The following is a 19,656-nucleotide window of genomic DNA, read 5'->3' as shown; positions in this document are numbered from 1 at the left end:
AAGCGGGTGCGCCAACACCCGCTTTCAGTAGGAGTAGCAGCCATGGCGAAAGCCCAGCCCAAGTGGGACAGGCATTCGATCCTCGCCGAGTTTCGACGCAGGGGCGTCAAGCTCACCGAGTTTGCGATTGAAAACGGTCGAAACCCGAACACCTTCCGAACTGTTTGGACCCGCTGGAATCGCCCCAACGAAAAACTGATCGCCGACTTTCTCGGGGATCCCGTGGAGGTGGTGTGGCCCGACCGCTATCCCATCACTGCCAATCGGATCTTTGATAGCAGAGAGCGTCCGAGCAAGGCGAGTCAGAAAACCCCCGGAAGCTCTGACAGGGTGGCCGCGTAATGCGCCCGGTTCTGTCAGCGCTTCGCGTCATCCTTGACACCTTTTCAGACGCCCAGGACGTGATGGCTCTCGCCGTCCTGTCCTTCTCGGTCGCCGCCTTCCTCTTCTTCGTGGAAGCCGCATCGGATCTCGTGCTGGTCTGGAGGATGGGGTGAGCGACGCTCCGCGCGAGATCCCGCTCGCACAGATCGACGTGCCCGCCGGCCGGCGTAAGGTCGACCCGGATTGGGTGGCCGCGCTTGCCGCCGATATCGACGGCCAAGGGCTTCGCATCCCGATCCTCGTGGTCGAGGCGGGTAAGCGTTTCCGGCTGATCGCGGGAGCCCACCGGCTCGGCGCGGCGAAGCTGCTCAAGTGGAAAAGTGTCCGGGCCGACGTGAAGCCGGCGGATGCGTTCGCCGACGAGGCCGCCTTGCGGCTTGCGGAGATCGCCGAGAACCTGATGCGCCGGGAGCTCTCGGCGCTGGACAGGGCGCTGGATGTGGCCGCCTGGCGCGAGATCTACGAACAGGCCCAGGGCGCGGTGAAGCGCGGCGGAAACCGGCGGGCGGCATCAAAGTTTCACGATGAAACTTTGATCGTCGCCGACCCGGTGGCTGCTGCCGCCGAGCGGTTCGCAGCGTCTTTCGGCGAGGCGGCGCAACGGGCGCTTGGCCTCAGCAAGGTCACGGTCTGGCGATGCCTCAAGATCGCGTCGCTTGACGGGTACACCCGCGAGCGAGTGGCGCTCACCAAACTCGCCGACAGCCAAAGCGAACTGATGGCGTTGGCCGATCTGCCCGAGGAGATGCGTCCCGCCGTTCTGGATCACGTGCTCAGCGAGCCGCCGATGGCGGGTTCGGTGGCCGGCGCGGTCGCCATGATCGAAGGACGCAAGCCCGAAGACCCGGCCGAGAAGGCGTTCCGGTCCTTTTCGGACAGCTGGCGGCGGTTTCCCGTTCGGCAGCGCCGCGCCTTCGTGCGCGCCCATCAAGCCGAGATCCTCGACATGCTGAAAGAGGAAGGTGCGCTCTGATGGTGAAGGCGCGCAAAGACGACCTGACGGGGGACCTGTTCTCCTGGGAACCGCCGAAGGTGGCCGCCGGGTTTGAGCCCGGCGCCATTCGCGGTTCGCGGCTGGCCTCGCAAATCAGCCAGGCCGTCGCGCTCGCCCTCAAGTCATCGTCCCTTTCGCGGCCTGAGATCGCTGCCGCGATGACCGCAGAGCTTGGCTATGCGGTCTCGGAAAACATGCTTGCGAATTACGCGTCGGAAGGCGCGGAAGCACATCGCATCACGCTAGAGCGGTTCATCGCGCTGATCGAAGTGACCGGCTGCACAGACCTTCTCGGCTTCGTGGCCGGGCGCTTCGGAAAAGTGGTCGTCGATACCCGCTACAGCGCGCTCATCAACGTGCATCTGGCTGAAGAAGCCGAGGCAAAAATCCAGAGATTCAAGGCCGCTGAGAAGGCCAAATGGGGAGCGATCTGAGCGATGAACGCGCACAGCCCGACCCAGATCCAGCTGTGGTTCACGGCACGCGAGTTGGCCGAAGCCTCATCATCTGGCGATCTACCCGGTCTCCCGGTCGACCGTCGAAGCATTGACCGAATGATTGAGCGCGAAGGGTGGCACCGACACCACGCGCTGGTGAGAACCGAGACCGGACGGGGCGGCACAATCACCCGATACCACCTCGACCTCCTGCCGCTCGACGTGCGCCTTGGGTATCTGTCGCGCCAGATCGGCCCGGCGCTGACGGTCAAGGGTGGCGGCGACGCCCGCCCGCTGGGCGGAGAGCACCTCACCGACAGGGCACGCCTCACACGGGACGCGCGGGTGTACATCCTGCGCCTGGCGGATCGCTTCCGGCAGATGCTCGACCTTGGCGCCCTCGGTACCGACAGCCTGTTTGCCGACATGTACAACGCCGGCCGCGTGCCGCTGCCCGAATGGGCGGCGGGGGTGGTCAAGCATGTCTCGGCCCGCACGCTGATGCGGTGGCGCTCGCAGCTGACGAGCGCCGGGAGCGCCGCGCTCGGACACGATCCCGCCCAGGCGCGCAAGGGCAAGGGGCTGCTGGCCACGGCCGAGGGCGGCCGAATGCGGGCCTTCGTGCTGGCATGGATCATCCAGAACCCGGCTTTGTCGGCAGAGACAATCCGGGACTATTGCGAGGATGAGTTCGGCGCCGAGATCACGGATCGGCACGGCGAGATCAAACCGCTTCCGCCGGTGCGGACATTCCAGCATTTCATCAAAGAGTTGCGCGCGGCCGAAAAGGTCGTGATCACCAAGAACACCAACCCCGACCGGTACCGGTCGACCATGGCGCTGCGCGGAACGGGTGCCTATCGCTGGGTCAGGGAGCCGAACCAGCTCTGGCAGATCGATGCGTCACCGGTCGACGTCCTGTGCATCGACGGCCGGCACTCGATGTATGCCTGCATCGACATCGCCACGCGGCGGGTGGTCATCACCCTGTCGAAGACACCGCGCGCCTCGGCGGTCGGCCTGCTGATCCGCAAAGCACTCATTGCATGGGGCGTGCCCAAGACGGTCAAAACGGACAACGGCTCCGACTTCAAGGCTCGCGCCACCGTCCAGCTGTTCGATGACCTCGACATCGATGTCGACGTTTCGGCCGCATACAGCCCGACCGAAAAGGCGCATGTCGAGCGCGTCATCAAGACGTTTCAGCACAACTTCGCAACGCAGCTGCCCGGCTATGTCGGGCACGACGTGGCCGAGCGCAAAGCCATCGAAGAGCGCAAGGCGTTCGGGCAGCGCCTGGGGACAGACGACGCCGAACTGTTCGGGGTCGAGCTATCGGCCGCAGAAGTGCAGGCGCATGTCGACGAGTGGCTTGAGGTCTACTATCACGCGCGGCCTCACGGCGGCTTCAAGGGCGCTTTGAAGGGGCTGACACCGGCTCAGGCGGCCGCCACCTCGAATGCGCCGATTGCCCGTGTGGACGAGCGCGCCCTCGATGTCCTGCTGATGCCGCTCGCCGGCAAGGACGGTCGCCGCCGGATGACTGCCCAGGGGATCAGGATCGATCACCAATACTACCTGTCCGGCCGCATTCTGCCCGGCACCGACGTGATCGTCCGCCTCGATCCCATCGACATGGGCAAGGTCTACGTCTTCTCAGCATCGGATGGGCAGTTTCTCGACACTGCCATTTGCCCCGAACTGCGGGACATCAACCGACCGGCATTCGTGCAGGCCGAGAAGGAAGTTGCTCGGCAGCTGCTCGCCGACCGCGAGCGGGAAGCGAAAGCCGAACTGCGGGGCATCAGGAAGGGGCCGTCGGGGATCGAGCGGACGCTGCGGCTCTACCGGGAGAAGGCCGACGCCCTTGCCCGCGAGAGCGCCAACGTCGTTCCGCTGCCCAAGCGCGAAGTGGAACACTCGACGCCGGCCATCGCCGCCGCCCTCGACGCTGTCGCTCCCAAGGAAGCGCCCGTGCAGCCGAAGCGCGCTGCGGAGCTGCTCGACGAAATGCGCAAGGAGATGGCGGCACCCGCCGCCGCTGCTCCGGCTGTCACCCCCATCCGTCGCCAGGAAACGCCGCAGCTCCGGTTTCGCCGGGCGCAAGACCTGATGGCGCGTGTCGAGGCCGGCGAGGCCATCAGTACAGAGGATGCGATGTGGCTCGGGGGCTACAGGTCCGGGCCGGAATACCGCGCCCTGCAGGCCCTGCACGAGGATTTCGGCGGCTAGGCCCGCCCAAAAAAAAGGAGCCCCGGCGAACCGGAGCCCCAAGCAATTACGAAGGACAGAAACATGACGGCAAACGAGCACACGGTCAAGACGGGCGGGTCCATCGCGCCGCTGAAGAACGTTGCAACCCTGATGATGATGATCGAGGCGCTGCGCTCGCGCATGGTGGGACTGCCGGGGATCGGCGTTTTCAGCGGTGACAGCGGGTACGGAAAGTCGGTGGCCGCGCAGTACGCCATGAACAAGACCGCCGCAATCTACGTCGAGGTGCGCCACTACTGGCGGGCAAAGCCGCTCTGCGAAGCCATCCTGCAGGAGGCGGGGCAGCCCCGGCCGCGCGGCACCGTGGCGCAGATGATGGACGAGATCATCCGCCGGCTGGGAGATGCACCCAACCGCCCCTTGATCATCGACGAGGCCGACAAGCTCGTGGATGGCAAGATGATCGAATACGTCCGCGACATCCACGAAACGACCCAGGTGCCCGTCGTTCTGATCGGCGAGGAGCTGCTGCCACGCAAGCTCGAAGCCTTCGAGCGGGTGCACAACCGGGTGCTCGACTGGCAGCTGGCGCAGCCCTGCGACCTCGAAGACACGGCGGAACTGGCCCGCATCCTGTGCCCGCAGGTCGAGATCGGTGACGACCTGCTCGAAGATATCCGCGCTAAGACGGCCGGCCGTGCCCGCCGCATCGCCACGACGCTGCACGAAATCCATGCCTGGGCGCGCAATCGCGGCAAAGGTGCCGTATCCCGCGCCGACTACGAGGGGCGGATCTTCACCGGCGAGACACCCATCCGGCGGGCGGGAGGGCGCGGCTGATGTCGGCGATCCTCAAGCTCAAGACGATCAACGGTCGGCCGGTGCTGCGCGGCATCGACCACGTGTGGTCCGTCATCCTCGACCTTACGCGCAATGGCGACACGTTCACGCACCACGATGTAGACCAGCGCTGCTGCGATCCGGCCGATTACGGTATTACCGACTATCTGCGCCGGCTCACACTGGCGGGCATTCTCGCAGATGCGGGAAGCGAACCCGCCCGCGGACGGCGGCGGGGCCGCCGGATCTACCGTCTCGTCCAACGCCACCAGGAGGCGCCCCGGTTGCGTCGGGACGGTTCGCGTGTGCCGGTCCGCGCCAATCAGCTCATGTGGAACACGATGCGCAATCTGCTGCGCGACGGGTTCACCTTGCGGGAATTGGCAGCCTTCGCCTCCACCGACGAAGTTTCGGTGCCGGTGCCGACCGCTCAAAGCTACATCAAGCACCTCGCCGCCGCCGGATATCTGACCGTCCTGCAGGAGAGCGTCGGCCCGCACCGCGCGAAGTGGCGGCTCAAGCCCTCGATGGCGAGCGGTCCGCTGGCGCCGAAGCTGCTGCGCACGCATGTGGTCTACGACCCCAACACCGATGCTCTCCACGGCCCGGCCGAGGTAGTGGCCGAGGAGGTCACGTCATGACACCCGTCGCCATGATCGCCAAGGCGGGCGCCGCCTGGGGGGAGTCCTTGCCCGATTGGGTGCGGGAGCTGGCAGCACTGGCAGACCGTGAGGGACTGGCCGGCGCGGCCAAGCGCATCGGCTACAGCCAGCCCACGGTCAGCCAAGTGATCAATTCTCGATACCTGGGCGATCTCGCCCGGATCGAAGAACGCGTGCGCGGCGCTTTGATGGGGCTGACCGTCGATTGCCCCGTCATCGGCGATCTCAGCCGGGACCTTTGCCTCGACTGGCAGGGCAAGCCGTACGCCCCGACCAGCGCGCACCGCGTCCGGATGTTCCACGCCTGCCGCAGCGGGTGCCCTCACTCTCGGCTGAAGGGAGGCTGCTGATGCTGTCCAACGATCTCGAAACGCTGCTCAACTGGATTGGCGCCAACGCCAAATCTGACGGCTCCCTTGTGTTGCAACCCGCGATGACGGGGGTCATGCGCTTCATGCTTCGGGACGCCGTCCGGCTTGCCCGGAGCATGGAGGCGGCCAGCATCGCCGGCCCCGCCATGATCACCGAAGCTGACATCGCATCCGGCAAGGTTGAGAGGTTGCCGGTGGTGCCGCGTCCGGTGCCGGCGGCTCCCGATGGCGGAGGGTCGGCGGCATGAGCGAGGCCCTGCACGACCTGGTCGACGAGATCCTCGCGGCAGTCTTCGACGGGTCCGGCGTGGACACACCGGCCTCGGTTGCGGCGGCGGAGGTCGCGGCTCGGCTGCTCAGCGGAGGCACGAGCCGGCCTGACCTCGTCCGGTCCATCAGCCGGCTGATCGTCGCCATTGATGTCGAGCTGCGGCAGCGCGAGGCGCTGCGAAGTGAGGCGGCCGAGCGGCCGCAGCCGGCGCCCGCTACCGCTCCCAAGGCGCCGCAGGCCCCGTTCGGTCGGCGCTGGCGGGTGAGCCCGCTACTCGACCACCTGCTGACCAGCCAACCCGATCCCACCAGCAATCTCATGGGCGACCCGGCACCGGGCCGCTCCGCACTCGACCAACGCCATGGAGGCATTCAATGACCGAGATCACCGCAACCGAGGACGGCGTCCTGGACGTCAACGGCAAGCGCTACATGACCGATACGAAGGGCTCGCTCGTCCCGCTTGATCTGGTGAAGCCGACCGACAAGCTGCAGGACGAGCTGGTCCGCAAGGTCATGGGACACGCGCGCGCGCTCAGCGCTCAGATCAGCCGCTTTCGCGGGCACACCTTCGAGGACATCGGATCTCTCGACGCGCTTCTGGCCCAGGAATACGGCGCCACGCTTGGTGGTCGGAAAGGCAACAAGACGCTGCTCAGCTTCGACGGCACGATGAAGATCGAGGTCAAGGTGGCCGACTTCATCGACTTTGGCCCGGAGCTGCAAATTGCGAAGGCCCTTATCGACGAATGCCTGAACGAGTGGTCGGCGGACAGCCGACCGGAAATCCGCGCCATCGTGACGCGAGCGTTCAACACCGATAAGGCCGGCTGCATCAACAAGACGGAAATCTTCATGTTGCTGCGGCTCGACATCGCGGATGAGCGGTGGCGGCGCGCCATGGATGCGATCCGCGAGGCAATGCGCGTGATCGGATCTAAGACCTATCTGCGCTTCTATGAGCGAGCCTCGGTCGATGCCCCTTGGCAGCCGGTCACCATCGATCTGGCGAGGGCGTCTTGATGGCAATTCGCGACAAGATCGGGGCGCTCTGCGCGTGGTTGCCCATCGTGGAGCGCTCCACCCCCGAAACACTCGGCACAGTCCATGGAGCACGGTTCGATTACAGAGCCGGAGCCTACGAAATGCGGCTCGCCGGCATCGCCGGCACCGCCACGATGGGACGGGAGGCAGCGAAAGAGAGCTGGCTGCGCGCCGCCCGCAGGAGGATCGCGCAGGCCGATAACGAGTGTGCCGGCCACGTAGCCGCAGCCGGTAATCCGAAGGTGTGCCAGCGCTGCGGAGTGCACATCGACGATCTGCGGCCGGATGTCGACGCAGGGGGGCAGTCATGACCAACTGCACCAACTTCGCGAGGCCGGAAGATCTGCTGGAACGGTCGCTCATCGAACTGCGGGAAGTGCTCCGCTCCGACGTGTTGACCGCCTGCGATCTGACCGGCCCCGCCTCAAACCGCGTGCCGGTGCCCCGCACCTGCGATCTGACTTGGGTGGAGACGCTAACGCGGCTGCTCGACCTCATCCGCGAGATCGAGGCGATGATCGGCACGCCCGCCCAGCTCAAATGGACGCCCGAGCTGGCCGGCCCCGGCTGGCTTACCGACCTCGTGGCCGGCAGATGGGTGCTGACATGACCCCGGACCTGTTCGGGGAGCGTCCGAAGACGCGGCGCCGCGTGATGATGCATGCGGCCGATGCGGGGCACGCACCCGCTCTCATGCCGGGTTGGCGCACGGCCAAAGGCGGGCTTTTCGAGTGCTCGCGCTGCGGCCATTCCACCGGCTGGCTGTTCGACATGCAGGACAGTGAGGTCCGGCGCGGCATCCCGTGCCCGATCTGCAATCAGGAGGGCTAGGAGATGACAGCACACGCAATCATCCACGTCGGGCTCAAGCAGCTCGGCATTGCCGGCGACGACGCCCGCGACCTGTACGAGCGGGTCACCGGATCGCGTTCCCTGCGGGAGATGTCGCCGCCCCAACGTGAGGCCGTCGTCGGGGAGCTGCATCGCCTCGGCTTCAAACCGGCTTTTAAACCCGGTGCATCGAAGCGCGCGAGCGGCCCATATGCCGGCAAGCTGCAGGCGCTCTGGATCGCGGCTTACAACCTCGGCGTGGTTCGGAGCGGTACCGACGAGGCGATGATGGCTTTCGTCACCCGACAGACCGGCCTTGCGCACGCGCGGTTCCTGCGGGTTGCCGATGATGCCGAAAAGGCGATTGAGGCTATCAAGAGCTGGACCCGCCGCGAAACCGGCGCCGATGGGCTGTACCGCCGGGATCGGAAGCAGCCGGCGCTGTTGAACGATTTCCGCTTCCAGATCCTGCTCGCCCAATGGGCGCGCCTCGTGGGTCTGGACGCCGCGCCTGCCGCCTCTCTCGACGCATGGGTCGGCAAGATGCAGGCGGGCAAGCCCTATGCAGGGCTTTCCCGAGACGAGTGGATCGACCTCATGAATGTCCTGGGCGTGCGCCTGCGCGAAGCCCTGGCCAAGCGGGACGCGTGATGACCACGGCCCCCGTCAATCCTCGTGCCATGCCCGATGTGCCGGCCAATCTCGCCGGCTACATCGATGCGCTCGGGGTTGACGGGGCGATCCAGTTCTTCTGCGAGTTCGGCGGGTCCTATATCTACCTGCCGGAAGTGCCCACGGGGCGCTCCCAGACCGCGCGCGCGATGGGGGCCGACGCTATCGCCAGTCTTGCCCGGTCTCTGGGGCCGGGCTACTACAAGGTGCCGCTGGCAAAGCGGTGGGTGGCCCAGGCGATGTTTGCGCGGGGCGATACCCTCAACGAGATTGCCCGCAAAGTCCGGGCGGACGCCGCGACCGTGCGCCGGTGGCGGTTGCCCGAGGCAGAACAGCTCGACCTGTTCCAGCCAGCGTCTCCCGCGCACCCGCGCGGATGATATCCCCGATCTGAATTTGCCAGAGTGACATGACAGAGCGCCGGGTCGTCCGGCGCTCCTCATGCATTCGAGGCATGCGGACATGCGGGACAATTTCACGCCGTCGCTGGATTTCTCGCTCGCCTGGGAAGGCGGGTACGTCAACCACCCGAAGGACCCCGGCGGGCACACCTATCGCGGTGTCACCCTCGCAACCCTTCGCCGCTATGAGCCCGGCGCCACGGTGGCAGACCTGAAGCGGCTCTCGCCCGCGATGATCGAACGGATCTATCGCGACGGCTATTGGGACAAGGCGGGCTGCGACACGCTCGCTCCTGGTGTCGACGGCGCGACGTTCGACTATGCGATCACCTCCGGCCCTTCTGCCGCGCGCAAGAGCCTGATGGCGGTGGTCGGCGGGCCGCACCATGAGACGGTCAAGAAGCTCTGCAAGCGCCGGCTGTCGATCTACCAGACGTTCAAGCACTGGAAGACCTTCGGCAAGGGGTGGACCCGGCGCGTGACGTCCGGCGAAGCCTTGTGGGTGAGCTGGGCGCTCGCCGCGTCGATGGACGCACCTCATGTCGAGAGCGGCCTTGCCGACGAGAGCGCCAAGGCGGGCAAGACCGCCAAGGCCCAGGGCAACGGCGGCGTTGCCACCGCAGTTTCCGGCGGCGGTACCGGCGGTGGCGGCAAGGTGCTGGTCGACCAGGGAGACGCGCTCGCCGGGTGGCTTGTGGCCGGCGGTGCAGTGGCGCTGATCGCCGTCGCCGCTCTGCTGCTCTGGCGCGCGCACCTCAATCGCCAGCGGGAGCGCGCCTACGCCTTCGAGGCACGCCGCGTCGCTGAGGACACGGCATGAGCGCGGTCGTCTCTCTCATTGCCGGCGTTGCCACCAAACTCGGCGCCGACCTGATCGGCCGCGTGCTCGGCCAGCGCTTCGGCGAGGCCGGCAAGCATCTTGCCGGGGTGATCGTCGGCGAAGTGGCGGGCGCACTCGGTGTCGAGGTCGAGACTTTGCCCAGCGTGCCCGAGGAAAAGCTCGCGGGTGCGGTGGCCGATGTCGAGGCACGCATGCCGGAAATCATCGCCCTGTGGTCGCGCGGACTGGACGGACAGTTCGCCTTGCTGGCCGCCGAACAGGCGCAAGGCGGCTGGCCCTCGGCCTGGCGCTGGGGCTGGATGTATCTGCTCGGCTTCATGTGGACCGTCCGGCTCCTGGTCGTCCCGATCGTCGACGCGATTACCGGCGCCGACATCGCGGCGGGCATGGACATGGGCGTCCTGATGACGCTGACCAGCTGGTTCCTGGCGCTCTACATGGGCGGCCACACGCTGAAGGAGCTGGGCGCGCGCGGCGTCGAGGCAATCCGGCTGATGCGGAGATCATGATGCCGGCGGTCTATCGCATCGACCTCACCGACATCCGGCGCGACGGTCGGCGCCGGTTCGTGGTGCTTGAGACGTCAGCGGCGACGGTCGCGGAGATCTATCAGCGACTGCAGGACGACAAGGTCATCTACGGCCACTCCCTTCAGACGCGGCCGGGCGGAAAGCCCGGCATCTACGAGGTGATCGGCCGACATGAGCGGATCATCGGCCGTGAAGCGGTCTACGAGGTCTCGGTGCCTGAATGGCGGTATTTCGAGGTCGAGGAATGAATATCGGCGAGCGCGAGATCGAACTGGCCGAGCAGCGGGTGCTGCAGGAACGGGAAGCGGCCATTGCCCGCGCCCGCGCGGCGCTTGCCGGTGTGGGGGCGTCGGACTGCCGGGTATGCGGCGAGCCGATTCCCCCAGCCCGGCGGGCGGCCCTGCCATCCGCCACCACCTGCATTGACTGCGCCAGCGACGGGGCAAGCGAGGGGCGATGATCGAAGAAGTGAGAACATGGTCGGGTCCACTCGCGTCCCTGCTGGCAATCGCGAGCCTGATCTACACGTGGTTCACCGCCCGCTCGAAGATCAACGAGCAGAAGCTGGGCGGGCACGAGCGGAAGCTGACCGAGCACGACCGGCGCGTCCAGAAGCTGGAAAACGAAGTCGCCCATCTGCCGCGAAAAGATGACGTGCACGAGCTGCGCGTCACGGTCGCCGAGATCAAGGGCAGCATCGGCCGCGTCGAGGAGAGCATCGCCGGAACCGACAGGACGGTGCGCCGGGTCGAGCAATTCCTGCTGAAGGAGATGGAGCGGTGACCAAGACCAAATATGCGCAGTTCCTGGCCGAGAAAGGCCGGCTGGTCATACTCGAAGCACTGGCGGCCGAGTTCAACGGCCACTTGCGCGAGGACCTTCTGCAGAAGGCGGTCGACCTGCGGCTCGTTGCCCGATCCATCGAATGGGTCCGGACGCAACTCGCCGTGCTCGAGGAGCTTGGTGCGATCACTCTTGAGCGGGACGGCGAGCGTGTGATCGCCGGTCTCACCTCGGCAGGCCGCGACCATATCGAGCGGCGCCGGCCGCTGGCCGGTGTTGCCTGGCCCGAGGACGAGGGCTGATCCGATGTCCACCGATACGGGCGAGGATGACGACGGCCGTCGGCGCGGACGCGGCCGGCTGTCGAGCATGGAAATGCTCCCCGAGGAAGCCGACGCGGATCTCGCCTGGGTGAACACCGAGCTGCGCGAAGGCAAGCGGCCTCAAACCATCATCCTCGCCGAATTCAATGCCCGGCTCGCGGATCGCGGCATTGCCTCGATCTCCAAGGGTGCATTCAGCCGCTACTCGGTTCGCCGGGCGCGGGAGTGGCGCGACTACGACGAGCGGCTGCGCCTGTCGAAGGCGCTTTGCGAGAGCATGGGACCAGACGGCGCCGACCGCATGACGATTGCCCTGTCGGAGCGGATCAAGATGGCGGCGGACGCCTTGCTTGCCCAGGGCGACCTCAGCGCCAAGGAGATCAACGCTCTCGCCAATGCCAACCGCTCGGCCGTCTCCGCCCAGCGGCACGCGGCCGAGCTGCGGCGGTCGCTGGAAGACGAGCACAAGCGCAAGGTCGCGGAAGCCGCGAAGGATGTGTCGCGGATCGGCAAGGCGCACGGCGTCTCCGAAGAAGCGATGCAGCTCATCACCCAGCGTCTGGCGGGCATCGCCTGATGGGAAACGCCCGCATCATCCCGGCCAATACCGAGGCGATCTTCCTGCCCTATCAGGCGCGGTGGATCGCCGACCGGTCGCGCCTGAAGCTGATCGAGAAGAGCCGCCAGATCGGCCTGTCCTGGTCGACCGCCTATGCTCAGGTGTCGCGCATCGCCCTCGTGTCGGCGCGCCTGGACGAATGGGTGTCGTCGCGCGACGAGATTCAGGCGCGCCTCTTTCTCGAAGACTGCAAGCTGTGGGCGGGCATCGCCGACATAGCCGCTCGCGATATGGGCGAGATGGTGATCGACGACGAGAAGAAGCACAGCGCGCTCGTCCTGCAGTTCGCCAACGGCCGGCGCATCCACTCCATGAGCTCCAACCCGGACGCCCAGGCCGGCAAGCGCGGAAGCCGCGTGCTGGACGAATTCGCCCTGCACCCGGATCCGCGAAAGCTCTGGTCGATTGCCTATCCGGGCATCACCTGGGGCGGGCAAATGGAGGTGATTTCCACCCACCGCGGATCGAAGAATTTCTTCAACACGCTCGTGCGCGAGGTGAAGGAAGGCGGCAACCCGAAGAAGCTCAGCCTGCACACCGTCACCCTGCAGAATGCGCTGGATGACGGGTTCCTCTGGAAGCTGCAGCAATCCCTGCCGGACGAAGACGAGCGGCAGGAGATGGACGAAGCGGCCTATTTCGATTGGGTGAAAAGCGGCGCGGCCGACGAGGAAAGCTTCCAGCAGGAGTACATGTGCAAGCCGGCCGACGACGATGCGGCTTTCCTCGAATACGACCTGATCGCCTCGGCCGAGTACGCGCGAGACATCCTTTGGGAAATCCAGGACGCGGCCAAGGCTGCGGGGCGCGAGCTCTATGTTGGTGTCGACATCGGCCGCAAGAAAGACCTCACGGTCATCTGGGTTTTGGAGCGGCTTGGCGACGTCCTTTACACGGTCGCTGTCATTACCCTTCGCAACCAGTCCAAGCCCGAGCAGGAGAAGGTGCTCTGGCCGTGGCTCGAACAGGCGACGCGGGCGGCAATCGACGGCACCGGCCTGGGCATTGGTTGGGTCGACGATGCCCAGGCGAAGTTCGGCAAGTACAAGGTCGAGGGCGTGACCTTCACAGTTCAGTCAAAGGAAGCGCTTGCCTATCCGGTGCGCTCTCGCATGGAGGAGCGACGGATTCGTATCCCCTACAGCGGGCCGATCCGCGCCGACCTGCGCTCCGTCACCAAACAGGTGACGGCAGCCGGCAATGTCCGCTTCACCGCCGAGCGCACCGCAGACGGTCACGCCGACCATTTCTGGGCCCTGGCGCTGGCGATCCACGCGGCGGACGGCGTGAAGGTGCAGCCGTGGCGCCCGCTCACTCCGGCCAAGCCTGCTGGCGAGACCCGTACTCTTGATGACGACTGGATCCCGCAAGATGCGTAAATGGCTTTCAAAGGCGCTGCTGTCCGCCATGCGTCACGCGCCGGGCTGGGTGCTGTTTCAGCCGAACATGGCACGCACGCGCTACGACTATCGCAAGGCCATCGGCGACGGTCTCGACGCTTCGGTAGTGACGGCGCCGATCCAGTGGATCCAGCGCGCTCTGCCCGAGGCACGCCTGACGATCCATCGCGTTGGCCGCAACGGCCTGCGCGAGGAGGTGGCCGAACATCCTGCCCTGGGTTTGATCGCCCGGCCGAATCCCTATTATGGCGATATCGCGCTGTGGGCGGGCACGGTGCTGTCCTGGTGCCTCGCCGGCAACGCCTACTGGCTGAAGGTCCGCAATGGCGTCGGCCGCCCGGCCGAGCTCTGGTACGTGCCGCACTGGACGATGGAGCCGAAGGGCTCTGACGACGGGACGGAGTTCCTGACCCACTACGTCTACAGGCCGGGCGGCGGCATCGCGCCGATGCGGATCGACCCCGCCGACGTGGTGCACTTCCGGCACGGGATCGATCCGCGCAATCCGCGCAAGGGCATCCCGCCGCTCGACGGCGTCATTCGCGAGATCTTCATGGATCTCGAAAGCTCCAACTTCGTCGCCTCGCTACTGCGCAATATGGGCGTGCCCGGCCTGGTGCTCAGCCCGAAGTCCGGCGGCCACGTCTCAGACGACGACGTCAAGGCCACCAAGGCGTGGATCCGGCAGGCCTTCGGCGGCGACCGGCGCGGTGAGCCGTTGGTAATGGGCGCGCCGACCGATGTCAGTCAGTACGGTTTCAACCCGCAACAGATGAACATGAGCGAGGCGCGGGACATCGCCGAAGAACGCGTCTGCGCTTCGCTCGGCATCCCGGCAGCGGTGGTCGGTTTCGGCGCCGGTCTGCAATCGACCAAGGTCGGCGCCACCATGACCGAGCTGATCAAGCTGGCCTGGCGCAACGGCGTGTTGCCAGTGGGGCGCGCCTTCGCCGACGAGCTGGATCGCTCGCTCGTGCCCGACTTCGGCCGTGCCGAAGGCCTCAAGGCGGGATGGGATACGTCCGAGGTCCTTGCACTGTCCGACGACGAGGACAAGCTGACGACGCGCGTCATGTCGCAGGTGGCCGGCGGACTGATCACGCTGGCCGAGGGGCGCGATGCGCTTGGCTGGGACGTGGACCCGTCGCATCAGATCTATCTGCGGCCGGCGATGGCACTGGAAACCCCGGCCGGATCGGCTCCGGCAGTGCGTCCCGGTGGGGCACTCCCGGCACCGGAGCCGAAATCCGGCGAGAAAGCACGGGCGACGTCATCGCAGCGGCGCAAGGGTGCCGCCTATGTGCGGGCGCTCCGACAGCAGGAAGACGGGCTGCAGCGTGCCATGGAGCAGCGGCTCGACCGGTTCCTCGGCGCGTTCGGCAAAGCCGCCCTGGCCGCTGCCCGGCCGGTGTTGGCGGACGAGGACCTCGCGCCGAAGGATGCTCGGGCCGGCGAGATCAAATCCAACGACCTAGTCGTGGCGCAGATCCTCGACGCCCTCGGCATCCCGGCGCATCGGACGGCGTTCCAGAAGCTTTATGAGGCGCATTACCTCGACGTCGCGAAGAAAGTTTCCGACGCGGCCGAGCTGGTCGGTCTGTCCGCTACGCTGCCCGATCCGGTCGCGCGCTCCATCGTCGGCGCCGGCGGGCGGCGGGCCGGCCTGGTCGACCTGGAGGCACAGACCCGCAAAGCCCTATTCGAGGCCCTGGCCGATGGCCGGGCGGCGGGCGAAGGTGCCGAGCAGCTCGCCGCCCGGATCTCGGAGTATGTCGAGGGCGGCCCGTGGCAATCGCCGGGTATCCGGGCGAGGACGATCGCGCGCACCGAGACCAAGTACGCCCAGAACGTTTCGACGGTGGAGCGGGCCAAGGCGGCGGGCGTGCAACGCTTCGTCGTCTTCGACGGCCGGCTTGGTCCGGGCCGGTCCCTGGAAGAGCATATCGCCCGCGACGGCTCCATCGTGACGGCGGATGAAGCTGCCCAGATGGCGGCGGACGAGCACCCCAACGGCACACTGAGCTTTGCGCCACATTTCGGCGAAGGAGAGGACTGACATGGAGACCGAAACCAAGGGCCTGACGGTCACGGACATGGACGAGGCCGGCAAGGGGCTGGCAAAGATCGCCTCGCTGTCGGCCATCGACCACGACGGCGACACCTACATGCCCGGCGCCTTCGCCTGGAAAGAACAGTGGGTGCCCCTGCTGCCCGCCCACAATCGCAACGCGATGCCGTTCGGCAAGGCGCGGATCCACGAGAAGGGCGATGCGGCCTATGCCGACCTGCATCTCAACCTTGACTCGAGCGTCGGCCGGGATTGGCACGCCGCCCTGAAGTTCGACCTCGCCACTGGCAAGAGCGTGCAGGAATGGTCCTACGGCTTCGACGCGCTCGATCATGGGCGCGAGCTGCGCGACGGGGCCGTGGTGCGCGTCCTGAAGCGCCTCGATGTCCACGAGATCTCGACCGTCGTACGCGGTGCCGGCGCGGGCACCGGCACCCTGTCGCTTAAGTCGCGCACGGGTTTTGCGGAGCAGCTCGACCAGTTGATTGCGGATCTCGGCGACGCCATCCAGCGGGCCGGCGACGTGAAGGCCCTGCGGGCGGCCGATGGGCGCCCGCTCAGCCCGACGCGTGTCGAACAGCTGGCGGCTCTGAAAGCCCGCCTGGATGCGCTGCTGGCGGGCGGACAGGCGGACGAGGACGCCGTGCAGAAGGCCAATGCGGAACTCGAACGGGTCGCGGCCAATCTGCTCACCGCCTCGGCGCGCCGCCGCGCTCGGTCCTGAATCCGTAAATTCGGCGCCACGGGGCGCGCTGGTGCCCCGTGGTGCATGATCGGGCGCGAAACCTGCGTTCGCGCGTCCTGCCCCCTTTGAAACCCCTTTGACGGCGATGCTGTCGGCTTGCCGGCGCCCCCGGATGCAGCCGCCACCATCGCGGGTGGATTTTCTCCGGCCAGTCGGGGTATCTTCGCGCCGCTCGACCCCCCTTCCGCAGCTCTCCCTTGGGCCGTCTCCCGCGCAGCTGCGCGGATGTCGGCGGACCCGATACCTCTCCAAACTCGCTGACGTTACCGAGCCCGCGCCGACGCGGGCGCATCCATTCAGGCCGCGCGCGGACGCGGAGGCCTCAGCGACAAGAGAGACGCGATGTCGACCCTCAATGAAGTCCGCGAGAAGCTCGCGGCAAAGCAGGACGAGCTGAAAAAGGTCTTTGACGAGGCCGAAGTCACCACCGACAGCGGCGAGAAGTCCTACGACTTCAACCGCGTGAAATCCCTCGGCGACAATGTCCGGGGCTCCATCGCCGTTGCCGAGAAGGTCAACCAGCTGGACGCCGAGCTGAACGAGCTGGGCGAGAAGGCGGACAAGCTGGAGGCGGCCGAGCGCGCGGCCAAGGCACTGGCGGAGCGCGAGAAGGTCCGGGGCCGTCCGCCCATGCCGGGCGGCCGGGGCAACCACCCGAGTGAGGCCGCCCGGATGAAGTCGCTCGGCGAGATGCTGGCCGAGGAAAAGGCCTATGCCGAGTGGATCAAGCGTGGCACGCCGGGCGGCATCGACTTTTCTTACGACGTTCTGCCCTCCGACATCCTGGCCAAGGGCATGCAGATCGAAACGCTGCTGACCAAGGCCCTGATGTCCACCGGTTCCGGCTATGCGCCGGAGAGCATGCGCCTGCCGGGTTTCGTCGATGCCACGACGCGCCCGCTCCAGCTCATCGACATCATCCCCATGTCGCAGACCTCGCAGGCCGCCATCAAGTACATGGAGGAGACAACCCGTACCCATGGAGCGGCGGAGACGGCGGAGGGCGGCACCTATGCCGAGGCGACGTTCGCCTTCACCGAGCGCTCCTCCGACGTGCGCAAGATCACCGACAGCCTGCCGGTGACCGACGAGCAGCTCGACGACGTTCCGATGATGTCCGGCTACGTCAACGGCCGCCTCACCTTCGGCGTGCGCCAGCGGCTGGATACGCAGGTCTATGTCGGCAACGGCACCGCGCCGAACCTTCGCGGCATCGTCAACGTCGCCGGCATCCAGACCCACGCAAGGGGCGCCGATCCGGTGCCCGACGCCTTCTACAAGGCGATGACCAAGGTTCGCACGGGCGCCCGTGCGGTGCCGACGCATCACGTGATGCATCCGGAAGACTGGCAGGGTGTGCGCCTGATGCGCACGACCGACGGCGTCTACATCTGGGGCAGTCCGTCCGAGTCCGGCCCGGATCGCATGTGGGGTCTGTCGGTGGTGCAGGCCGAGGCGCGCGCGGCCGGCGCCGGCCTTGTCGGCTCGTTCCAGCCTGCCTTCATCAGCGCCTTCGAGCGGTCCGGTGTCGACATTCAGGTCGGCTATACCGGCACGCAGTTCGTGGAGGGCAAGCGGACGGTGCGCGCGGACATGCGTGCTGCCCTGGTCCTCTTCCGCCCCCCCGCATTCGTCGACGTCACCGGCCTCTAAACGGCCAGCCGACCTCCGGCCCCGCCGCCGTCGCGCGTCACGGCGGGGCCGGTTCGATCCCAAGCAACCAAGGGCATCACCATGCCGACAATCACCGGATTTTCCCGACCCGTGGGCTGCGCCCTGATCCCTGGCGGACCCGTCGGCGAGCACAAGGTGCCGGGCAGCATCAAGCCGGGCGACACCCTGCTGTCGGTCGAGCACATCACGGACGGGAACCCGCCGACGCGGGTCGACCGTACGGCGGAATTTTCCATCCACGCCACCAAGGGCGGCGTCATCGAGAACGACACCACCGACACGAGCGGCGCACACCTGCACGTGCTGTGGGCGAGCAACGAGGGCTGATCTCATGCAGACGGCGAAAGAAAGACTGTATCTGACGGCGGACAAGAGCCGCCTCGTGCGCGACGGCGACAAGGCGGCCGCATTCCTCTACGCGGCCGAAGGCGACGAGATCCCGGACAGCGCCGCGCAGCGCTTCGGCCTGGTCGGCGGCAAGCTCACCGGCAAGGGCAAGCCGGGCGGTGAGGACGAGGAGCGCAAGCCCGCTGGCGACAAGGAGAAGGCGCCGAGCGATACCAAGGGCGAAGGCCAGGCCGGCGACGTTCTCACCAAGCTCAAGGGCGTCGGCAAGGCGACGGCGGCGGCCTTCGCCTCCGCCGGCATCGTCACCTTTGCCGGGCTCGCCGCCGTCGATCCGGAGCAACCGCCGGTGACAATCTCAGGTGCCGGCGAGGCTGACTGGGCCGCCTGGGTGGTGGCCGCCCGGGAGCAGGTCGAGGCGGCCGGCGGCGGCGCGTAATCCCGAAGCGAAAGCCCCCGAGGGCAACGGCGCGACGGTCACGGCCAGGAACCAAACGGCCAGGACCACAGCGTGACGGGAGGGGCGAGTAGGCGGCGCCGGGCCGTGGGACCCGGCTGCAACGTCTGACGGGGGACGTGACAGCCGGGAGAGTAGCGGCACTTTTCAGGAGGCTTCGAATGGCTCTCATAGATCGCGTCAAAACGCGCACCAGGTCGGATCTGCCCGACGACGAACTTGCCGCGATGATCGCCGGCATCGAGGCGGAGATCGATGCCCGCTTCGGCCCGGCCGGGCCGATCACCGTGGAGTTCGGGGACCCGTCCGACCCGGATACGCGGGGCCTGCGCACCCTCCGCCTCGCGCGGCCGCTCGATGCAGGCCAGCCGGTGGTCATCACCGAGACGGACCCCAGTTGGAGCGGCAGCGGGTCAAACGACATCACGCTTTCGCCGTCCGACTACCGGGTCCTGCACGGCGGGCGCACCCTGCTGCGGCTCCTGGACGGCGACAACGGTCGCTCTCACTGGGCGCCGCTGGTGTCGGTCACCTACACGCCGACCGGTGCCCAGGGACTGAGGGACGAGGCCGTCATCCGCATCATGTTGCTCGATACGCCGGGACAGGCGGCGGCCGGCCTCAAGAGCGAACGGGCTGGCGACTATTCATGGACGGGTGCAACCGGTGCCGAGCGCGCGGAGGCTCGCGAGGCGGTGTTCGCCTGGCTCGGCGTTGCCCTGGGCGGCAGCGCCATGCCGATGGCTTGAGG

The 19,656-nt window shown here is 67.0% G+C and carries 29 protein-coding genes; all 29 read left to right on the top strand.

Translation table 11 applies throughout. The annotated features are described in order from the left end of the window. Positions 1–42 precede the first annotated feature (42 nt). The 29 genes from H7H34_RS06905 (at position 43) to H7H34_RS06765 (ending at position 19,654) form a co-directional block, all read left to right on the top strand. Positions 43–342, top strand: a complete 300-nt coding sequence (locus tag H7H34_RS06905) for a helix-turn-helix domain-containing protein (RefSeq protein ID WP_185924706.1) — start codon at positions 43–45, stop codon at positions 340–342. Positions 343–493: 151 nt separating this feature from the next. After that, positions 494–1,357 (top strand): ParB/RepB/Spo0J family partition protein, encoded by an 864-nt coding sequence (locus H7H34_RS06900; RefSeq protein ID WP_185924705.1) that lies wholly within the window; start codon positions 494–496, stop codon positions 1,355–1,357. Then, a complete protein-coding gene (locus H7H34_RS06895; RefSeq protein ID WP_185924704.1) occupies positions 1,357–1,812 on the top strand; it encodes a hypothetical protein in 456 nt (151 codons plus the stop codon). The genes H7H34_RS06900 and H7H34_RS06895 overlap by 1 nt, the downstream gene beginning before the upstream one ends. A 3-nt stretch (positions 1,813–1,815) precedes the next feature. Then, positions 1,816–4,047: a DDE-type integrase/transposase/recombinase gene (locus tag H7H34_RS06890; protein ID WP_209006167.1), complete on the top strand. Its 2,232-nt coding sequence runs from the start codon at positions 1,816–1,818 to the stop codon at positions 4,045–4,047. A gap of 63 nt (positions 4,048–4,110) precedes the next feature. Continuing rightward, entirely contained in the window at positions 4,111–4,869 is a 759-nt protein-coding gene (locus H7H34_RS06885) for an AAA family ATPase (protein ID WP_185924703.1), read from the top strand. Continuing rightward, positions 4,869–5,510, top strand: coding sequence for a hypothetical protein (locus H7H34_RS06880; RefSeq protein ID WP_185924702.1), 642 nt, complete (start codon positions 4,869–4,871; stop codon positions 5,508–5,510). The genes H7H34_RS06885 and H7H34_RS06880 overlap by 1 nt, the downstream gene beginning before the upstream one ends. Further along, a complete protein-coding gene (locus H7H34_RS06875; RefSeq protein ID WP_185924701.1) occupies positions 5,507–5,881 on the top strand; it encodes a helix-turn-helix domain-containing protein in 375 nt (124 codons plus the stop codon). The genes H7H34_RS06880 and H7H34_RS06875 overlap by 4 nt, the downstream gene beginning before the upstream one ends. Next, entirely contained in the window at positions 5,881–6,150 is a 270-nt protein-coding gene (locus H7H34_RS06870; RefSeq protein ID WP_185924700.1) for a hypothetical protein, read from the top strand. The genes H7H34_RS06875 and H7H34_RS06870 overlap by 1 nt, the downstream gene beginning before the upstream one ends. After that, complete coding sequence (locus H7H34_RS06865; protein ID WP_185924699.1) at positions 6,147–6,551, top strand: hypothetical protein; 405 nt, start codon at positions 6,147–6,149, stop codon at positions 6,549–6,551. The genes H7H34_RS06870 and H7H34_RS06865 overlap by 4 nt, the downstream gene beginning before the upstream one ends. Continuing rightward, positions 6,548–7,195 (top strand): DUF3164 family protein, encoded by a 648-nt coding sequence (locus H7H34_RS06860; protein ID WP_185924698.1) that lies wholly within the window; start codon positions 6,548–6,550, stop codon positions 7,193–7,195. Before H7H34_RS06865 ends, H7H34_RS06860 begins: the two co-directional genes overlap by 4 nt. After that, the gene (locus tag H7H34_RS06855) at positions 7,195–7,527 is read left to right on the top strand and encodes a hypothetical protein (protein ID WP_185924697.1); all 333 of its coding nucleotides are present in this window, start codon (positions 7,195–7,197) and stop codon (positions 7,525–7,527) included. Before H7H34_RS06860 ends, H7H34_RS06855 begins: the two co-directional genes overlap by 1 nt. Beyond that, on the top strand, positions 7,524–7,826 hold the full coding sequence (locus H7H34_RS06850; RefSeq protein WP_185924696.1) for a hypothetical protein: 303 nt from the start codon (positions 7,524–7,526) through the stop codon (positions 7,824–7,826). The genes H7H34_RS06855 and H7H34_RS06850 overlap by 4 nt, the downstream gene beginning before the upstream one ends. Then, positions 7,823–8,047 (top strand): hypothetical protein, encoded by a 225-nt coding sequence (locus tag H7H34_RS06845; RefSeq protein ID WP_185924695.1) that lies wholly within the window; start codon positions 7,823–7,825, stop codon positions 8,045–8,047. The genes H7H34_RS06850 and H7H34_RS06845 overlap by 4 nt, the downstream gene beginning before the upstream one ends. A 3-nt stretch (positions 8,048–8,050) precedes the next feature. After that, entirely contained in the window at positions 8,051–8,698 is a 648-nt protein-coding gene (locus H7H34_RS06840) for a regulatory protein GemA (RefSeq protein ID WP_185924694.1), read from the top strand. Next, on the top strand, positions 8,698–9,099 hold the full coding sequence (locus tag H7H34_RS06835) for a helix-turn-helix domain containing protein (protein WP_245164997.1): 402 nt from the start codon (positions 8,698–8,700) through the stop codon (positions 9,097–9,099). The genes H7H34_RS06840 and H7H34_RS06835 overlap by 1 nt, the downstream gene beginning before the upstream one ends. Before the next feature lie 82 nt (positions 9,100–9,181). Then, positions 9,182–9,940: a glycoside hydrolase family 108 protein gene (locus H7H34_RS06830; protein ID WP_185924693.1), complete on the top strand. Its 759-nt coding sequence runs from the start codon at positions 9,182–9,184 to the stop codon at positions 9,938–9,940. Further along, on the top strand, positions 9,937–10,470 hold the full coding sequence (locus H7H34_RS06825) for a hypothetical protein (protein WP_185924692.1): 534 nt from the start codon (positions 9,937–9,939) through the stop codon (positions 10,468–10,470). Before H7H34_RS06830 ends, H7H34_RS06825 begins: the two co-directional genes overlap by 4 nt. After that, positions 10,470–10,739, top strand: a complete 270-nt coding sequence (locus tag H7H34_RS06820; RefSeq protein ID WP_185924691.1) for a hypothetical protein — start codon at positions 10,470–10,472, stop codon at positions 10,737–10,739. Before H7H34_RS06825 ends, H7H34_RS06820 begins: the two co-directional genes overlap by 1 nt. Next, on the top strand, positions 10,736–10,951 hold the full coding sequence (locus tag H7H34_RS06815; protein ID WP_185924690.1) for a TraR/DksA C4-type zinc finger protein: 216 nt from the start codon (positions 10,736–10,738) through the stop codon (positions 10,949–10,951). The genes H7H34_RS06820 and H7H34_RS06815 overlap by 4 nt, the downstream gene beginning before the upstream one ends. Further along, positions 10,948–11,274 carry a DUF2730 family protein gene (locus H7H34_RS06810; RefSeq protein WP_185924689.1) on the top strand — a complete coding sequence of 109 codons (327 nt, stop codon included), beginning with the start codon at positions 10,948–10,950 and terminating at the stop codon, positions 11,272–11,274. Before H7H34_RS06815 ends, H7H34_RS06810 begins: the two co-directional genes overlap by 4 nt. Then, positions 11,271–11,576 carry a VpaChn25_0724 family phage protein gene (locus H7H34_RS06805; RefSeq protein ID WP_185924688.1) on the top strand — a complete coding sequence of 102 codons (306 nt, stop codon included), beginning with the start codon at positions 11,271–11,273 and terminating at the stop codon, positions 11,574–11,576. The genes H7H34_RS06810 and H7H34_RS06805 overlap by 4 nt, the downstream gene beginning before the upstream one ends. A 4-nt stretch (positions 11,577–11,580) precedes the next feature. Further along, positions 11,581–12,174, top strand: coding sequence for a phage protein Gp27 family protein (locus tag H7H34_RS06800; protein ID WP_185924687.1), 594 nt, complete (start codon positions 11,581–11,583; stop codon positions 12,172–12,174). Next, positions 12,174–13,595 carry a phage terminase large subunit family protein gene (locus H7H34_RS06795; protein WP_185924686.1) on the top strand — a complete coding sequence of 474 codons (1,422 nt, stop codon included), beginning with the start codon at positions 12,174–12,176 and terminating at the stop codon, positions 13,593–13,595. Before H7H34_RS06800 ends, H7H34_RS06795 begins: the two co-directional genes overlap by 1 nt. A gap of 28 nt (positions 13,596–13,623) precedes the next feature. Continuing rightward, complete coding sequence (locus tag H7H34_RS06790; RefSeq protein ID WP_245164994.1) at positions 13,624–15,672, top strand: phage portal protein; 2,049 nt, start codon at positions 13,624–13,626, stop codon at positions 15,670–15,672. Between the two features lies 1 nt (position 15,673). Further along, positions 15,674–16,408, top strand: coding sequence for an HK97 family phage prohead protease (locus tag H7H34_RS06785; protein WP_185924684.1), 735 nt, complete (start codon positions 15,674–15,676; stop codon positions 16,406–16,408). A gap of 363 nt (positions 16,409–16,771) precedes the next feature. Continuing rightward, positions 16,772–18,082, top strand: a complete 1,311-nt coding sequence (locus H7H34_RS06780) for a phage major capsid protein (protein ID WP_185924683.1) — start codon at positions 16,772–16,774, stop codon at positions 18,080–18,082. 81 nt (positions 18,083–18,163) lie between these two features. Beyond that, positions 18,164–18,430 (top strand): hypothetical protein, encoded by a 267-nt coding sequence (locus tag H7H34_RS06775; RefSeq protein ID WP_185924682.1) that lies wholly within the window; start codon positions 18,164–18,166, stop codon positions 18,428–18,430. A gap of 4 nt (positions 18,431–18,434) precedes the next feature. Continuing rightward, a complete protein-coding gene (locus H7H34_RS06770; protein WP_185924681.1) occupies positions 18,435–18,887 on the top strand; it encodes a helix-hairpin-helix domain-containing protein in 453 nt (150 codons plus the stop codon). A gap of 179 nt (positions 18,888–19,066) precedes the next feature. Continuing rightward, on the top strand, positions 19,067–19,654 hold the full coding sequence (locus H7H34_RS06765; protein WP_185924680.1) for a hypothetical protein: 588 nt from the start codon (positions 19,067–19,069) through the stop codon (positions 19,652–19,654). Positions 19,655–19,656: the final 2 nt, after the last annotated feature.

Source organism: Stappia sp. 28M-7, assembly GCF_014252955.1.
Lineage (GTDB): Bacteria > Pseudomonadota > Alphaproteobacteria > Rhizobiales > Stappiaceae > Stappia.
The sequence above is the reverse complement of the archived record's forward strand: the minus strand, read 5'-3'. Positions and strand labels throughout refer to the sequence as shown.

What these genes read in the sequence shown, in the direction of transcription:
- H7H34_RS06855 (WP_185924697.1), top strand. Translation starts at nt 7,195, where the DNA reads ATGGCAATTCGCGACAAGATCGGGGCGCTCTGCGCGTGGTTGCCCATC.
- H7H34_RS06905 (WP_185924706.1), top strand. Translation starts at nt 43, where the DNA reads ATGGCGAAAGCCCAGCCCAAGTGGGACAGGCATTCGATCCTCGCCGAG.
- H7H34_RS06875 (WP_185924701.1), top strand. Translation starts at nt 5,507, where the DNA reads ATGACACCCGTCGCCATGATCGCCAAGGCGGGCGCCGCCTGGGGGGAG.
- H7H34_RS06840 (WP_185924694.1), top strand. Translation starts at nt 8,051, where the DNA reads ATGACAGCACACGCAATCATCCACGTCGGGCTCAAGCAGCTCGGCATT.
- H7H34_RS06785 (WP_185924684.1), top strand. Translation starts at nt 15,674, where the DNA reads ATGGAGACCGAAACCAAGGGCCTGACGGTCACGGACATGGACGAGGCC.
- H7H34_RS06885 (WP_185924703.1), top strand. Translation starts at nt 4,111, where the DNA reads ATGACGGCAAACGAGCACACGGTCAAGACGGGCGGGTCCATCGCGCCG.
- H7H34_RS06820 (WP_185924691.1), top strand. Translation starts at nt 10,470, where the DNA reads ATGCCGGCGGTCTATCGCATCGACCTCACCGACATCCGGCGCGACGGT.
- H7H34_RS06770 (WP_185924681.1), top strand. Translation starts at nt 18,435, where the DNA reads ATGCAGACGGCGAAAGAAAGACTGTATCTGACGGCGGACAAGAGCCGC.
- H7H34_RS06850 (WP_185924696.1), top strand. Translation starts at nt 7,524, where the DNA reads ATGACCAACTGCACCAACTTCGCGAGGCCGGAAGATCTGCTGGAACGG.
- H7H34_RS06880 (WP_185924702.1), top strand. Translation starts at nt 4,869, where the DNA reads ATGTCGGCGATCCTCAAGCTCAAGACGATCAACGGTCGGCCGGTGCTG.
- H7H34_RS06890 (WP_209006167.1), top strand. Translation starts at nt 1,816, where the DNA reads ATGAACGCGCACAGCCCGACCCAGATCCAGCTGTGGTTCACGGCACGC.
- H7H34_RS06865 (WP_185924699.1), top strand. Translation starts at nt 6,147, where the DNA reads ATGAGCGAGGCCCTGCACGACCTGGTCGACGAGATCCTCGCGGCAGTC.
- H7H34_RS06765 (WP_185924680.1), top strand. Translation starts at nt 19,067, where the DNA reads ATGGCTCTCATAGATCGCGTCAAAACGCGCACCAGGTCGGATCTGCCC.
- H7H34_RS06860 (WP_185924698.1), top strand. Translation starts at nt 6,548, where the DNA reads ATGACCGAGATCACCGCAACCGAGGACGGCGTCCTGGACGTCAACGGC.
- H7H34_RS06800 (WP_185924687.1), top strand. Translation starts at nt 11,581, where the DNA reads ATGTCCACCGATACGGGCGAGGATGACGACGGCCGTCGGCGCGGACGC.
- H7H34_RS06810 (WP_185924689.1), top strand. Translation starts at nt 10,948, where the DNA reads ATGATCGAAGAAGTGAGAACATGGTCGGGTCCACTCGCGTCCCTGCTG.
- H7H34_RS06825 (WP_185924692.1), top strand. Translation starts at nt 9,937, where the DNA reads ATGAGCGCGGTCGTCTCTCTCATTGCCGGCGTTGCCACCAAACTCGGC.
- H7H34_RS06830 (WP_185924693.1), top strand. Translation starts at nt 9,182, where the DNA reads ATGCGGGACAATTTCACGCCGTCGCTGGATTTCTCGCTCGCCTGGGAA.
- H7H34_RS06780 (WP_185924683.1), top strand. Translation starts at nt 16,772, where the DNA reads ATGTCGACCCTCAATGAAGTCCGCGAGAAGCTCGCGGCAAAGCAGGAC.
- H7H34_RS06775 (WP_185924682.1), top strand. Translation starts at nt 18,164, where the DNA reads ATGCCGACAATCACCGGATTTTCCCGACCCGTGGGCTGCGCCCTGATC.
- H7H34_RS06795 (WP_185924686.1), top strand. Translation starts at nt 12,174, where the DNA reads ATGGGAAACGCCCGCATCATCCCGGCCAATACCGAGGCGATCTTCCTG.
- H7H34_RS06790 (WP_245164994.1), top strand. Translation starts at nt 13,624, where the DNA reads ATGCGTCACGCGCCGGGCTGGGTGCTGTTTCAGCCGAACATGGCACGC.
- H7H34_RS06870 (WP_185924700.1), top strand. Translation starts at nt 5,881, where the DNA reads ATGCTGTCCAACGATCTCGAAACGCTGCTCAACTGGATTGGCGCCAAC.
- H7H34_RS06835 (WP_245164997.1), top strand. Translation starts at nt 8,698, where the DNA reads ATGACCACGGCCCCCGTCAATCCTCGTGCCATGCCCGATGTGCCGGCC.
- H7H34_RS06845 (WP_185924695.1), top strand. Translation starts at nt 7,823, where the DNA reads ATGACCCCGGACCTGTTCGGGGAGCGTCCGAAGACGCGGCGCCGCGTG.
- H7H34_RS06895 (WP_185924704.1), top strand. Translation starts at nt 1,357, where the DNA reads ATGGTGAAGGCGCGCAAAGACGACCTGACGGGGGACCTGTTCTCCTGG.
- H7H34_RS06815 (WP_185924690.1), top strand. Translation starts at nt 10,736, where the DNA reads ATGAATATCGGCGAGCGCGAGATCGAACTGGCCGAGCAGCGGGTGCTG.